This is a genomic window from Rhizobium sp. P38BS-XIX (assembly GCF_012641435.1).
Lineage (GTDB): Bacteria > Pseudomonadota > Alphaproteobacteria > Rhizobiales > Rhizobiaceae > Rhizobium.
In genome coordinates this window covers 1,019,001-1,032,266 of sequence record NZ_JABAIJ010000001.1, presented here as the reverse complement: position 1 = coordinate 1,032,266, position 13,266 = coordinate 1,019,001, and the positions used below count along the sequence as shown (strand labels likewise).

The window sequence follows — 13,266 nt, the reverse complement described above, 5'->3', positions numbered from 1 at the left end:
GTCGATGAATATTCAGACGACGAACCGCCTGACGGCAGCCGAGACGGCGCTGATCGAGGCGTATAACGACCAGATGGGCGATCTGCCCGGCGACGGCGAAGTTTTCGCCGTCCGCGATCGCCTGCTGGAGGAGCTGAAGACAGCCGGTCTGCCGACGCGCCGGATTGAGGCCTGGCACTATACCGATTTCAAGAGTCTGCTGCGTCTCGTGCCGAGCGACATCGGCAAGGGTCTCGCCGAAGCGCTCGCCCCGACGGTCGAGGGAGCTTCGGTTCTCACGGTCATCCAGGGCAAGGCAAGCGAGAAGGCTACGGTTAAGAACCTGACGGTCGGACGCTATGCCGACAGCCTGGTCAACGGCGCGGCTGCCGCCGGTCTGGAGGCCCTCGGCAAGGATGACGCCATCGGGCGCATCAATGCCAGCTTCGTGCGGGATGGCTATGTCATAGACCTGCCCGATGGCACCGAACTCGATGCGCCGCTTGAGGTGCAGTTTGTGCATGCCGGTGGTCAGATCCATAGCCGTTTGCCTGTTTCTTTCGGCGCCGACGTCAAGGCGACCTTGATCGAGCGTCACCAGGCGGTCGAAGGTGCTGCCGCATTGGTTTCGTCGGTCAGCGAAGTCAAGATCGGCAAGGGTTCTGAAATCACCTGGATCATCCTGCAGGAGCAGGGCAGCGAAGACACCCATCTCGGCCAGCTTCGCATCGATCTCGGAGAAGATGCCAAGCTGAAGCTGTTTGTCATCAATGCTGGCGGCAAGCTTGTTCGTCAGGAACTGTATATCAAGGTAGTAGGCGAGGGCGCGGATTTGACGCTCCGCGGCATCAACCTGCTTGGTGGCGATACCCATACGGACGTGACGATGGTGCTCGGCCATGATGTTCCGAACACCGGCTCCACGGAAGTTATCCGCAACGTGGTGTTCGATCGCGCTCGCGGCGTCTTTCAGGGCATGATCCGGGTCGCGCCGGACGCGCAGAAGACCGACGCCAAGATGGCTTGCAACACGCTGCTGATGTCCGACGATGCCGAGTTCTCGGTGAAGCCAGAGCTCGAAATCTTCGCCGACGACGTTCAGTGCGGCCACGGCGCGACCGTTGCCGACATCGACAAGAACCATCTCTACTATCTGATGGCGCGCGGCATTCCCGAGAACAAGGCTCGTGCGATGCTGGTCAACGCCTTCGTAGCGGAGATCGTCGAGGAACTGGAAGACGAAGCCCTGGTCGAGGCGCTGGAAGGCGTTATCTCCGGCTGGCTGGAAAAGCACGCCTGATTGGAGGCAAAGCTCGTGGACAAGATCGTGCCGGCAACGGCCTATGACGTCGAAGCCATTCGCCGGGATTTCCCGATCCTGGCGAAAACGGTGCATGGCAAGCCGCTGGTCTATCTCGACAATGGCGCCTCCGCGCAGAAGCCGCAGGTCGTCATCGATGCCATCTCGCATGCTTATTCCAACGAATATGCGAACGTGCATCGCGGCCTGCACTTTCTGTCCAATGCAGCGACGGAAGCCTATGAGGCGGCTCGCGAAAAGGTGCGCCGCTTCCTGAATGCGCCGTCGGTGGACGAGATCGTCTTTACCAAGAACTCGACAGAGGCGATCAACACGGTTGCCTATGGTTGGGGCATGCCCGAAATCGGCGACGGTGACGAGATCGTCGTCTCGATCATGGAGCATCACTCCAATATCGTTCCCTGGCATTTCATCAGGGAACGGCAGGGTGCGAAGCTCGTCTGGGTGCCCGTCGACGACGAGGGCGCCTTCCATATCGAGGAATTCGAGAAGAGCCTGACCGAGCGCACCAAGCTCGTCGCCATCACACATATGTCGAATGCGCTCGGGACGGTCGTTCCGGTCAAGGAAGTCTGCCGCATCGCCCATGAGCGCGGCATTCCGGTTCTGATCGACGGCTCGCAGGGTGCCGTGCATATGCCTGTCGACGTGCAGGATATCGATTGCGACTGGTACGTCATGACCGGTCACAAGCTCTATGGCCCCTCGGGTATCGGCGTTCTCTACGGCAAGAAGGAGCGGTTTGCGCAGATGCGGCCGTTCCAGGGCGGCGGCGAGATGATTTTCGACGTCACCGAGGAAAACGTCACCTATAACGAGCCGCCGCATCGCTTCGAAGCGGGAACGCCGCCGATCGTTCAGGCGATCGGTCTTGGCTATGCGCTCGACTATATGGACAGTATCGGCCGCGAGGCGATTGCCCGCCATGAGGCCGATCTCGCCGCCTATGCAGCAGAGCGGCTGCGCGATATCAATTCGCTGCGCGTCATCGGTACGGCGCCCGGCAAGGGCGGTATTTTCTCCTTCGAGCTTGCGGGAATTCACTCGCACGACGTCTCGATGGTGATCGACCGGCAGGGTGTCGCCGTTCGCGCCGGCACCCATTGCGCCCAGCCGCTCTTGAAACGCTTCGGCGTTACCTCCACATGCCGTGCATCGTTCGGCATGTACAATACGCGCGCCGAGGTGGATGCCTTGGCGGATGCCTTGGAATATGCGCGGAAATTCTTTGCCTAAGGAGGCAAGCGATGTCACTCGACGAAAGCGAACAGAAGATCGATGTGCGCGATGGGATCGTGCATTCCAGCATTCCGGAAGATGAGGTTGCGCGCCTCAGCGACGACATCATCTCGGCGCTGAAGACGGTCTACGATCCGGAAATTCCCGCCGATATCTTCGAGCTGGGTCTGGTCTACAAGATCGATATCGAAGACGACCGCATGGTGAAGATCGTCATGACGCTGACCGCACCTGGTTGCCCGGTTGCCGGCGAAATGCCGGGCTGGGTCGAGAATGCTGTCGGCGCTGTCGAAGGTGTTTCCGGTGTCGACGTCAGCATGACCTTCGATCCGCCCTGGACGCCGGATCGCATGTCGGAAGAAGCGCAGGTCGCTGTCGGCTGGTATTGAAGCTTTAAGCCGCCGGCTTTACATTAAGACTCGAAGCGCCGGATCTTGACCCCGGTTGCGGAAGGAGAATGAGCCCATGGGCTTTGCAGTCATGAGCATGACGGATGCGGCAGCAGCCCGCGTCAAGGCGATCGTCGGTAACTCCGGTCCCGATGCCAAGGGCGTTCGCGTCGGCATCAAAAAGGGCGGCTGCGCCGGCATGGAATATACCATCGACCTGGTGACCGAGCCGAACGCGAAGGACGACCTGATCGAGCGCGATGGCGCGAAGGTCTGGGTCGAACCGTCTGCCGTACTCTATCTGCTCGGCACGGAAATGGGCTTCGAGATGACGACGCTGCGCTCCGGCTTCATCTTCACCAATCCGAACCAGACATCGGCGTGCGGTTGCGGTGAGTCCGTCGAACTGAAGCCTGCCGATCTGGCAGCGCTTGCGGCTCAGCGACAGGCTGCGCAACCCGCCTAAAGCGCCCTTCATCATATTTCGTGCGGCTGCATTTCATGCTTTGATCCATGCATGCCGAGGATCGTCTCGCCGTCCCCTTGGCTAACCGGTTGAACCGGATAAAGTCGACAGGGCGCGCAAGGGGGATCTTATGGTGGCTGCGGCATGGGTTTACACGCTGATCCCGGCTGCCGCGGCCATTGTTGGTGCCGCGGTTGCGGTGAATACGCGGCCCGGCCCCAATCTCGTCAGCGCAATCCAGCATTTTGCCTCCGGTGTGGTGTTTGCCGCGGCTGCCGGGGAAATTTTGCCCGATGTGATGCATCGCGGCTATCCTCTCGCAACGGTGATTGGCGGCGTGATCGGCGTGGCTGTGATGCTGCTGGTCAAGCAACTGGAGGATTGGGCCAAGGGACCGGTCGGCCTGTTGGCCGCCATCGGCATCGACATCCTAATCGACGGCCTCGTACTTGGCATCGGCTTTGCTGCCGGCCCGAAGGTCGGCTTGCTGCTGACCATCGCGCTGACGCTCGAAGTGCTGTTTCTTGGCTTGACCGTGGCGAACGAACTGGGTGAGAGCGTCCGCTCCAGAACGAAGATCGTCACAGTAACGGCCGCACTTGCGCTGTTGCTGCCGATCGGTGCCCTGCTTGGAACGCCGATCGCGTCATTGCCCGGCCCAGTTCTTACAGGCTTCTTTGCGTTCGGACTGATTGCGCTACTTTATCTCGTCACCGAGGAATTGCTGGTCGAAGCCCATGAAACGCCGGATCGCCCCTGGGTGACGGCGATGTTCTTTGCGGGCTTTCTAATCCTTCTGACCTTGGAGGAGTTGATCGGCTGACCATGCCCAAGCCGAGCGTTGCGGGCGTCAACTTCAAAGCGTTGCGGATTCACAATGCGCGGCCGGAACCGGCGTCAGCTTGAGCCCGAGCGCTTTGACGACCTTGAGGATTGTCGCGAATTCCGGATTGCCGTCACCGCTGAGTGCCCGGTAGAGGGCGGAACGGTTCATGCCGACATCCTTGGCAAGCTTGCTCATATTGCGCGTGCGGGCGACTTCGCCCAGCGCTTTGGCAATCGACGCGGGATCATCGGTCGCGAAGGCGGCAGCGATATAGGTGTCGGGGTTGTCGGTGCTCAGGGGATTCTCCTGGTTCATGTCACAAGCCTTTCCGTATGAGCCAATCGCGGATGATCCCGGTCTCGTCCTCATGCAGGTCGTGACCGGTCGCCAGCACATGTGCGCTGACATCCGCGCCGGCATTTTCAAATTGATTTCTGATGAGTTCGGCATCGCCACGCTGGCGTCGTGGATCATGATCGCCCGATGTGATCAGGATCGGCAGCCCGCTGAGAGACGGGAAATTCATGTCCGGCACCGGCGAGAGCGGCCGCATCAGAATTGCGGCTGCTGTCAATCGAGGTTGCCGGAGGAAAATGGACGCCGCCATGATCGCGCCATTGGAAAAGCCGAGGAGCACGGGCGGTTGCTCAAGCGTTCCATCCGCCAATGCCGTTTCGATGAAGCGACAGATAGCGTTCGTGCGATCATAGAGATCGACGTAGTCCAGGCTGCGATCCGGGTTGCGGCAGAAGAAGGCGAAGCCCGACTCCCAAGGCACCTGACCGCGCATCGAAAGATAGGTCCGTTCAGGCGCGATGGCGTCGGCAAGAGGGACCAACGACGTTTCATCGCCGCTACTGCCATGCAGCAGAAGCAGCGGGCGGGACGAGTGTCCTGCTCGCCCGACGACGAAATGAAATTCCGGTTGTTCCGGCATAAATCTGAATTCCAGGGCCCCATTGCCGCGTTACGAAAAACGCCGCGCCTCCTTTCGGACGCGCGGCGCTTTCATAGACAAGTTTCACAATAGATTTATGTCTGTTTCCAGCGAAGCGACTGAACCGCTTCGCTTTTTCGCGGAAAATCCTATTCTGCCGCTTCGGCGTAGGACTCCAGTGGCGGGCAGGTGCAAATCAGGTTGCGATCGCCATAGACATTGTCGATACGGTTGACCGGAGACCAGTATTTATCCACGCGGAAAGCGCCCGGCGGGAAGCAGGCCTGCTCGCGCGAATAGGGACGATCCCATTCGCCGACGAGGTCTTCCACCGTGTGCGGAGCGTTCTTCAGCGGGTTGTTGGCCTTGTCCATCCGGCCGTCTTCGATGGCGCGGGCTTCCTCGCGGATCGCCAGCATTGCCTCGCAGAAGCGGTCAAGCTCGGCCTTGGTTTCCGATTCGGTCGGCTCGATCATCAGCGTGCCGGCAACAGGCCAGCTCATAGTCGGGGCGTGGAAGCCGCAATCGATCAGCCGCTTGGCGACATCGTCGACGGTCACGCCGGCGCTTGCGACCAGCGGGCGGGTGTCGATGATGCATTCATGCGCTACACGTCCGTCCTTGGACTTGTAGAGCACGTCGTAAGCGCCCTTCAGGCGGGCAGCGATGTAGTTGGCGTTGAGGATCGCCACCTTCGTTGCCTGCGTCAGGCCTTCGCCGCCCATCATCAGGCAATAGCTCCAGGAGATCGGCAGGATGGAGGCCGAACCGAAGGCTGCCGCCGAGACCGCGCCGCTGCGGCCGTCCGTTTCCGGATGGCCGGGCAGGTGAGTTGCCAGATGCGCCTTGACGCCGATCGGACCCATACCAGGACCGCCGCCGCCATGCGGAATGCAGAAGGTCTTGTGCAGGTTCAGGTGGCTGACGTCGGAGCCGATATCGCCGGGACGCGAGAGGCCGACCATGGCGTTCATGTTGGCGCCATCGAGATAGACCTGACCGCCATGCTTGTGCACGAGATCGCAGATCTCCTTCACCGTCTCTTCGAACACGCCGTGCGTCGAAGGGTAGGTGATCATGCAGCAGGAGAGGTTGTCGGCATATTGCTCGGTCTTGGCGCGGAAGTCGGCCATGTCGATATCGCCGTCGTCGCTGACCTTGACCACCACGACCTTCATGCCCGCCATCTGTGCCGAGGCCGGGTTGGTGCCGTGCGCGGAGGTCGGAATGAGGCAGATGTCGCGATGACCTTGGCCATTGGCAATATGGTAGTTGCGAATGGTCAGCAGGCCGGCATATTCGCCTTGCGCACCGGAGTTCGGCTGCATGGAGAAGGCGTCATAGCCCGTCACGGCGCAGAGCTTGTCCGTCAGGTCGTCGATCATTTCGCGGTAGCCGAGTGCCTGATCGGCCGGCACGAAAGGATGGATGTCGGAGAATTCCGGCCAGGTGATCGGCAGCATTTCCGCTGTCGCGTTCAGCTTCATGGTGCAGGAGCCGAGCGGGATCATGGAGCGGTCGAGGGCCAGGTCGCGGTCCGACAGACGACGGATGTAGCGCGTCATCTCGCTTTCGGCGCGGTTCATGTGGAAGATCGGATGCGCCAGGTACTCGCTGGTGCGCAGCAGGGTCTTCGGCAGACGATAGGACGGCTCGAAATCGGCAATGCGGAAATCGCCACCAAAGGCGCGCCACACCGCTTCCACCGTTGCCGGGCGCGTGCGCTCGTCAAGGCTGATGCCGATCTTCGTTTCGCCGACCTTGCGCAGGTTGACGCCTTCGGCGACAGCCGCGCGCAGGATGAGACCCTGCATGTGGCCGACTTCGACGGTAATCGTGTCGAAGAAGGTTTCCGGCTCGACGGTGTAGCCGAGCTTTTCCAGCCCCTTGGCCATCAGCACGGCCTTCTGATGGACCTGCTGGGCGATTGCCTTCAGGCCCTGCGGACCGTGGAACACGGCATACATCGAAGCCATGACGGCGAGCAGCACCTGTGCGGTGCAAATGTTCGACGTCGCCTTTTCGCGGCGGATATGCTGTTCGCGCGTCTGCAGCGACAGGCGATAAGCGCGGTTGCCGCGTGCATCGACGGAAACGCCGACAAGACGGCCCGGCATGGAGCGCTTGATGGCATCCTTGACGGCCATATAGGCTGCATGCGGACCGCCGTAACCAACAGGAACGCCGAAGCGCTGCGACGAACCGATGGCGATATCCGCCCCCATTTCACCGGGTGACTTCAGCAGTGTCAGTGCCAGGAGGTCAGCCGCCATGATGGCTATGGCGCCGGTCTGATGCAGGCGTGCGATCAGGCCGCTGAAGTCGTTGAGGTGACCATGCGTGCCCGGATACTGGAAGATCGCGCCGAAGACGTCGACCGGATCCAGATCCGTGAATGGATTTCCGACGATGACGGTCCAGCCAAGCGGCTCGGCGCGGGTCTTGATCAGCGCGATGGTCTGCGGGTGGCAGGCGGCGTCGACGAAGAAGGCCTTCGCCTTGGACTTGGCGACGCGTTCCGCCATTGCCATGCCTTCGGCTGCAGCCGTTGCTTCATCGAGCAGGGACGCATTGGCGACGTCGAGGCCGGTGAGGTCGCTGATCATCGTCTGGTAGTTCAGGAGTGCCTCGAGGCGGCCCTGGCTGATCTCAGGCTGATAGGGTGTATAGGCCGTGTACCAGGCAGGGTTTTCCAGAATGTTGCGCTGGATGACCGGCGGCGTGATCGTGCCGTAATAGCCCTGACCGATCAGCGAAACGAGAACCTTGTTCTTGTTCGCGGTCTCGCGCAGGCGGTCGAGCGCCTCGCGCTCCGTCATGGGTGCGCCCCAGGCGAGCGGTGCCTTCTGGCGGATCGCCGGCGGCAAAGTCGCGTCGATCAGGCCGTCGAGGCTCTTGTAGCCGATCACCTTGAGCATGTCGGTCATCTCGGAGGGAGACGGGCCGATATGGCGACGATTGGCGAAATCATATGGCTGGTAGTCGGTGAACGTGAATTCCGTAGGCGTCGTCATTATCCGATCAACTCCTTGTAACCGGATTCATCAAGAAGACCATCAAGATCGCTGATATTCTTCAGCTTGAGCTTGAAGAACCAGCCGGCACCCATCGGATCGGAATTGACGAGGGCAGGATCGGCGGTGATGGCTTCGTTGACTTCGGTGATTTCTCCGTCGAGCGGACAATAGACTTCGGATGCGGCTTTGACGGATTCGACGGTCGCCGCGTCACCACCCTTGGAGAAGCTGGAGCCGACTTCAGGCAATTCCACGAAAACGAGATCGCCGAGCTGCTCGGCGGCATGCGCGGTGATGCCGACCGTTGCGACATCGCCTTCAACCTTCAGCCACTCATGTTCTTCGGTGAATTTCAGCATGGGTAATCCTCTCTGGAAAAGACGTTCAGCGTTTGTAGGTAGGCTTGATGAAAGGCAGCGCACTGACGACGACAGGCAGATATTTGCCGCGAACCTCAGCGTAAACGGTGGTGCCGGGTGCCGTGAAATCGGTCGGCAGGTAGCCCATGGCAACGGGGGATTCGACGCTCGGGCCGAAGCCGCCCGAGGTGACCTCACCGATTTCGGTCTTGCCTTCCACATCGGCATAGAGCTTGGCATGGCCGCGCACCGGCGCCTTGCCCTCGGGCTTCAGGCCGACGCGGCGGCGCGAGGTGCCGCCATCGAGTTCGTCTAGAATACGAGCTGCTCCGGGAAAGCCGCCGGCGCGGGCGCCGCCCGTTTTGCGAGTCTTCTGAATGGCCCATTCCAGCGCGCCTTCGATCGGCGTCGTCGTTTGGTCGATGTCGTTGCCATAGAGGCAGAGGCCGGCTTCGAGGCGAAGGGAGTCGCGGGCTCCAAGGCCGATCGGCTGCACGTCTGGGTGTTCCAGCAGCCGCTTGGCGATATCCTCGGCCTTGTCAGCCGGCACGGAGATTTCGAAACCGTCTTCGCCGCTATAGCCGGAGCGCGACACGAGGCAGGAGACATCGTGGAGACGACAATGGCGCACATCCATGAATTTCATGTAGGCGATATCGGCCCAAAGCTCGGCAAGCACGTCGACGGCGCGCGGTCCCTGAAGCGCAATGAGGGCGCGATCGAGTAAAGTAATTTCGCAGCTATCACCGATATGGTCTTGAAGATGTTTGAAGTCCTGCTCTTTGCAGGCTGCGTTGACGACGACGAAAAGATAGTCGTCCATATGGGTGATCATCAGATCGTCGAGGATGCCGCCCTTGTCGTCAGTGAAGAAGCCGTAGCGCTGGCGGCCTTCGGCGAGGCCGAGAAGGTCGACGGGCACGAGGCTTTCGAGAGCCAGCGCCGCGTCCTCATATCTGCCGGAACGGGCGCGGATCGTCACCTGGCCCATATGCGACACGTCGAACAGGCCGGCGGAGGATCTGGTCCAGAGATGTTCCTTCAGCACGCCGGGCGCATATTGCACGGGCATGTCGTAGCCTGCGAAAGGCACCATGCGGGCACTGAGCGACACATGCAGGGCATGAAGAGGGGTGGTCTTGAGGGCAGCGGTCTCGTCCAAATGACGCCTCCGGGTTTCGCGCTCATTTTGAAGCGCAGAGCTCACAATTTCGGCACGGTTGCGCCTGACGATGAGCCCCCTCTGTCTGCTTGCCTGAGATTGTTATCCCTTCGGCGAACGCTTGCGCGCTTCTCTCCAGAGTTCCGTCTGCCCCTTGCTGGTCCTTTGGCCTGAGAGTTTCCGGGGCGGTTGCTCCTTCGGCACCGGCTTGCACCGGATTCTCCCAACAAGGTCGAGAGCCATTATCCGGTCCAGGTCCGAGATGGCAAGGGGCAAATGTCGCCGTTGAACAAATTTTTGTCGCGCCGTTCAATCCTGCGTTTGGCAATGATTACGGGCCTTTGCAACGGGGATGCGAGAGGCTATCCCTTCTCATCGATCGAGGAGACGGGCAGGAGATGAACATGAACCGCAACCACGCCGCCGCATTGCTGATTTCGATCGGCGCTTTTTCGCTTCCGCTCAACGGAGCTATGGCTGAGGACAGCGGCGCGATGAAAGCCATGCCTGGGATGCATATGGATGCCGGTGCGGCGCCGTCCGGTTCGGCCGCGGCCAAGCTTGGTGATCTCGATATCAGCGGCGGCTATGTTCGCGCCATGCTTCCCGGCCAGCCCGTCGGCGGCGGCTACATTACCATCCACAATACGGGCAAGACCGACGACAAGCTGACCTCTGTCACCTCGTCATCCGCAGGCAAGGTTGAGTTGCATGAGATGAAGATGGACGGCGAGATCATGAAGATGCGCGAGATCAAGGGTGGTATCGCTATTCCCGCCGGCGCGACCGTGATGCTTTCGCCCAATACGATGCACATGATGTTCAAGCAGGTGAAGACACCCTTCAAACAGGGTGGGACGGTGCCCGTTATGCTGATGTTCGACAAGGCAGGCATGATCGACATCAATCTGCCCGTTGTATCGGTAAAGGGAAACTGAGCCAGAAAATTATTCGGCGCTGCAATTCCGGTTTCCACTTTTCGTCGAAATGCTCTAAAGCCACGTCAAAAGGCCGGGATATCTCCGGCCGCGGGGCCAATCGTCCCGTCGTTTGAATTCGCATGACCCCGCCCGACGCGCGTTTGGCATCTCATGGGCATGCTGCGGTGTTTGAAAGAAGAAGAATGGCCGGGATTGAGCATATTAAGGTCGAGCCTGACGAGGCCGGCATGCGCCTCGACCGTTGGTTCAAGGTGCATTTTCCGGGGCTCGGCTTCGGTCAGCTGCAAAAGCTGTTGCGCTCGGGCCAGGTGCGCGTTGACGGCGGCCGCGTCAAGACCGATGCGCGCGTGCAGCCGGGACAGACGGTGCGCGTGCCGCCGCTCGACGTCGATGCCAAAGGTGTCAAGGACGGTCCGATCGCCGGGAGCGAATTGAAGCATTCGGGCGATGCCGAACTTCTTGCGCGCATGCTCTTGCATGAAGACGACAAGGTCTTCGTGCTGAACAAGCCGGCGGGCCTTGCGGTGCAGGGCGGTTCGGGCCTCACGCGCCATATCGACAAGATGCTGGAGGCATGGACGAGCAAGAAGGGCGAAAAACCTCGCCTGGTGCATCGTCTCGACCGTGACACGTCCGGCGTCCTCGTCGTTGCCCGTACGCGCGGTGCTGCGCAGAAATTGACCGCGGCCTTCCGCGAACGCGACACCAAGAAGACCTATTGGTCTCTGGTGAAGGGTGTGCCGCGCAAGCACGAGGATAAGATCTCCACGTGGCTCGTGAAGGAAGCGACGCACGATGGCGATCGCATGCGCATCGCCAGGCACGGCGAAGAGGGTGCGGATCATGCCATCTCCTACTACCGCGTGCTTGAGACGGCAGCCCAGAGCCTCGCCTGGCTCGAGATGGAGCCCTATACCGGCCGTACCCATCAGCTGCGTGTTCACGCGCTCAATATGGGCCACCCGATCATCGGCGATCCCAAATATTTCGATGACGATCCGAACTGGGATTTTCCGGGCGGCGTCCAGAAGCGCCTGCATCTGCACGCGCGTCATATCGATATCCCGCATCCGAGCGGCGGGCGCCTGCGCGTAACGGCTCCGTTGCCGCCGCATATGGTGCAGACTTGGAACCTTCTCGGATTTGACATGGAATCGGCAGGGGAGCCGGACGACGAATGAAGCTTGTCCTTTTCGATTGCGACGGCACGCTGGTCGACAGCGTGCGGCTGATCCATGAAGTCATGGCACGAACCTTCGTCGCCTTCGGCTACAAGCGCCCTGATGTGTCCGTAACAAAGTCGATCATCGGCCTCTCGCTCGACATCGCCATTGCCCGCATGCAGGACAAGCCCCATGTCGACGAGGAAGCGATCGCGATGACCGCGCACTACAAGTCGATCTTCCCGGGTGTGCGGGATGAAGCCGACATGCAGACGCCGCTTTTCGATGGCATCAAGCCGCTGATCGAAACGCTGGCTGCACATGACGAACTTCTGCTCGGTGCGGTCACGGGTAAATCCCGTCGCGGCCTGACCCACATTCTTGAGGTCAACGAGTTTACGCCCTATTTCATCGTTTCGCGGACTGCCGACGATTGCCCGTCAAAGCCGCATCCGGCGATGGTGACGGAATGCTGCGATGAGACGGGCATGGATCCGCGTGATACGATCGTGATCGGCGATGCGGTCTACGACATGCAGATGGCGAAGGCGGCGGGTGCGACAGCGATCGGTGTCGCCTGGGGGTATGCCTCCGTCGAGGAACTGCTGACTGCCGGCGCCGATGCCATCGCCCACCATCCGAACGACCTGTTGAGCCATATTCTCTGAGGTGACGCCATGCGCGACCTGTTGAACGATCTTTCCGAGGGACTTAGCCATCCCGACCCGATCCGCCGTGCGCAGATCCAGATGAAGAAGCCGCTTCCCAAGCGCTTCTACAAGGATGTCACGATCAGCAAGGGTGACGACGGTCACGCCATCGCGCTTGACGGCAAAATCGTGAAGACGCCGGCACGGCATTCGCTAGCCCTGCCGACGGAAGCCCTTGCCAAGCTCGTTGCCGCCGAATGGGCGCGTCAAACAGACGTCATCGACCCTGCGACCATGCCTTTGACCCGTCTCGTCAACACGGCGATTGATGGCGTTGCGGCGGAAAACGACGCGGTGTTTGACGAAATCGTACGCTTCTCCGGCAGCGATCTGCTTTGCTATCGCGCCGACGGGCCTGAGCGGCTCGTCGAACGGCAGTCAGAGCGCTGGAATCCGGTGATCGAATGGGCGGCGCGAGAAATCGGTGCGCGCTTCATCCTGGCTGAAGGCGTGATGCACCAGGAGCAGCCGGGCGAGGCTATCGCGGCTTTCGCTGTTGCCTTGCGCAAATACGACACGCCGATGGAACTTGCGAGCCTGCATACGATCACGACACTGACCGGATCGGCTATCCTCGCGCTTGCTTTTGCTGAAGGTTTCTTATCGCTTTCCGACGTATGGTCGCTCGCCCATCTCGACGAAGATTGGACGATCGAGCATTGGGGCAGCGACGAAGAAGCAGAGCAGCGTCGTGCACAGCGTTTTGAGGATTTTCAGGCGGCAACCGATGTTTTTTCTGCTCTTCGCAGTTGAATAT

The 13,266-nt window shown here is 60.6% G+C and carries 14 protein-coding genes and 2 riboswitches; of the genes, 9 read left to right on the top strand and 5 right to left on the bottom strand.

The genetic code is table 11. From position 1 onward, the window contains the following. Window positions 1–4 precede the first annotated feature (4 nt). The 5 genes from sufD (at window position 5) to HGP17_RS05025 (ending at window position 4,217) form a co-directional block, all read left to right on the top strand. On the top strand, window positions 5–1,279 hold the full coding sequence (gene sufD, locus HGP17_RS05045) for a Fe-S cluster assembly protein SufD (RefSeq protein WP_168806474.1): 1,275 nt from the start codon (window positions 5–7) through the stop codon (window positions 1,277–1,279). A gap of 15 nt (window positions 1,280–1,294) precedes the next feature. Beyond that, window positions 1,295–2,536: a cysteine desulfurase gene (locus tag HGP17_RS05040; protein WP_168806472.1), complete on the top strand. Its 1,242-nt coding sequence runs from the start codon at window positions 1,295–1,297 to the stop codon at window positions 2,534–2,536. Window positions 2,537–2,547: 11 nt separating this feature from the next. Further along, on the top strand, window positions 2,548–2,928 hold the full coding sequence (locus tag HGP17_RS05035) for an SUF system Fe-S cluster assembly protein (protein ID WP_168806470.1): 381 nt from the start codon (window positions 2,548–2,550) through the stop codon (window positions 2,926–2,928). A 76-nt stretch (window positions 2,929–3,004) separates the two neighbouring features. Next, window positions 3,005–3,394: a Fe-S cluster assembly scaffold SufA gene (sufA, locus tag HGP17_RS05030; protein WP_168806468.1), complete on the top strand. Its 390-nt coding sequence runs from the start codon at window positions 3,005–3,007 to the stop codon at window positions 3,392–3,394. A gap of 130 nt (window positions 3,395–3,524) precedes the next feature. Then, entirely contained in the window at window positions 3,525–4,217 is a 693-nt protein-coding gene (locus HGP17_RS05025; RefSeq protein ID WP_168806466.1) for a transporter, read from the top strand. 33 nt (window positions 4,218–4,250) lie between these two features. Here the strand turns inward: HGP17_RS05025 and HGP17_RS05020 are convergent, their stop codons facing one another. From HGP17_RS05020 to gcvT, 5 genes are all read right to left on the bottom strand, one after another. Further along, a complete protein-coding gene (locus HGP17_RS05020) occupies window positions 4,251–4,535 on the bottom strand; it encodes an addiction module antidote protein (protein WP_168806464.1) in 285 nt (94 codons plus the stop codon). Window position 4,536: 1 nt separating this feature from the next. Continuing rightward, complete coding sequence (locus HGP17_RS05015; RefSeq protein ID WP_168806462.1) at window positions 4,537–5,157, bottom strand: alpha/beta hydrolase; 621 nt, start codon at window positions 5,155–5,157, stop codon at window positions 4,537–4,539. Between the two features lie 149 nt (window positions 5,158–5,306). Further along, on the bottom strand, window positions 5,307–8,171 hold the full coding sequence (gcvP, locus tag HGP17_RS05010) for an aminomethyl-transferring glycine dehydrogenase (protein WP_168806460.1): 2,865 nt from the start codon (window positions 8,169–8,171) through the stop codon (window positions 5,307–5,309). Next, window positions 8,171–8,533, bottom strand: coding sequence for a glycine cleavage system protein GcvH (gene gcvH, locus HGP17_RS05005; protein WP_168806458.1), 363 nt, complete (start codon window positions 8,531–8,533; stop codon window positions 8,171–8,173). The genes gcvP and gcvH overlap by 1 nt, the downstream gene beginning before the upstream one ends. A gap of 25 nt (window positions 8,534–8,558) precedes the next feature. Then, window positions 8,559–9,695 carry a glycine cleavage system aminomethyltransferase GcvT gene (gene gcvT, locus HGP17_RS05000; protein ID WP_168806456.1) on the bottom strand — a complete coding sequence of 379 codons (1,137 nt, stop codon included), beginning with the start codon at window positions 9,693–9,695 and terminating at the stop codon, window positions 8,559–8,561. A 71-nt stretch (window positions 9,696–9,766) separates the two neighbouring features. Then, window positions 9,767–9,844: riboswitch (glycine riboswitch) on the bottom strand. A 3-nt stretch (window positions 9,845–9,847) separates the two neighbouring features. Next, window positions 9,848–9,931, bottom strand: a riboswitch (glycine riboswitch). Between the two features lie 168 nt (window positions 9,932–10,099). Between gcvT and HGP17_RS04995 the strand changes: the two genes are divergently transcribed. From HGP17_RS04995 to HGP17_RS04980, 4 genes are all read left to right on the top strand, one after another. Further along, a complete protein-coding gene (locus HGP17_RS04995; protein ID WP_168806454.1) occupies window positions 10,100–10,633 on the top strand; it encodes a copper chaperone PCu(A)C in 534 nt (177 codons plus the stop codon). Between the two features lie 185 nt (window positions 10,634–10,818). After that, window positions 10,819–11,817: an RluA family pseudouridine synthase gene (locus tag HGP17_RS04990; protein WP_168806452.1), complete on the top strand. Its 999-nt coding sequence runs from the start codon at window positions 10,819–10,821 to the stop codon at window positions 11,815–11,817. Then, window positions 11,814–12,467: an HAD-IA family hydrolase gene (locus HGP17_RS04985; protein WP_168806450.1), complete on the top strand. Its 654-nt coding sequence runs from the start codon at window positions 11,814–11,816 to the stop codon at window positions 12,465–12,467. The genes HGP17_RS04990 and HGP17_RS04985 overlap by 4 nt, the downstream gene beginning before the upstream one ends. Window positions 12,468–12,476: 9 nt before the next feature. Then, complete coding sequence (locus tag HGP17_RS04980; protein WP_168806448.1) at window positions 12,477–13,262, top strand: ATP12 family chaperone protein; 786 nt, start codon at window positions 12,477–12,479, stop codon at window positions 13,260–13,262. The last annotated feature ends 4 nt before the right edge of the window (window positions 13,263–13,266 follow it).

Bases quoted from the DNA above. Each gene is read 5' to 3' on its own strand.
- sufD (WP_168806474.1), top strand. From the start codon at position 5: ATGAATATTCAGACGACGAACCGCCTGACGGCAGCCGAGACGGCGCTG.
- HGP17_RS05035 (WP_168806470.1), top strand. From the start codon at position 2,548: ATGTCACTCGACGAAAGCGAACAGAAGATCGATGTGCGCGATGGGATC.
- sufA (WP_168806468.1), top strand. From the start codon at position 3,005: ATGGGCTTTGCAGTCATGAGCATGACGGATGCGGCAGCAGCCCGCGTC.
- HGP17_RS05025 (WP_168806466.1), top strand. From the start codon at position 3,525: ATGGTGGCTGCGGCATGGGTTTACACGCTGATCCCGGCTGCCGCGGCC.
- HGP17_RS05020 (WP_168806464.1), bottom strand. From the start codon at position 4,535: ATGAACCAGGAGAATCCCCTGAGCACCGACAACCCCGACACCTATATC.
- HGP17_RS05015 (WP_168806462.1), bottom strand. From the start codon at position 5,157: ATGCCGGAACAACCGGAATTTCATTTCGTCGTCGGGCGAGCAGGACAC.
- gcvP (WP_168806460.1), bottom strand. From the start codon at position 8,171: ATGACGACGCCTACGGAATTCACGTTCACCGACTACCAGCCATATGAT.
- gcvH (WP_168806458.1), bottom strand. From the start codon at position 8,533: ATGCTGAAATTCACCGAAGAACATGAGTGGCTGAAGGTTGAAGGCGAT.
- HGP17_RS04995 (WP_168806454.1), top strand. From the start codon at position 10,100: ATGAACCGCAACCACGCCGCCGCATTGCTGATTTCGATCGGCGCTTTT.
- HGP17_RS04990 (WP_168806452.1), top strand. From the start codon at position 10,819: ATGGCCGGGATTGAGCATATTAAGGTCGAGCCTGACGAGGCCGGCATG.
- HGP17_RS04985 (WP_168806450.1), top strand. From the start codon at position 11,814: ATGAAGCTTGTCCTTTTCGATTGCGACGGCACGCTGGTCGACAGCGTG.
- HGP17_RS04980 (WP_168806448.1), top strand. From the start codon at position 12,477: ATGCGCGACCTGTTGAACGATCTTTCCGAGGGACTTAGCCATCCCGAC.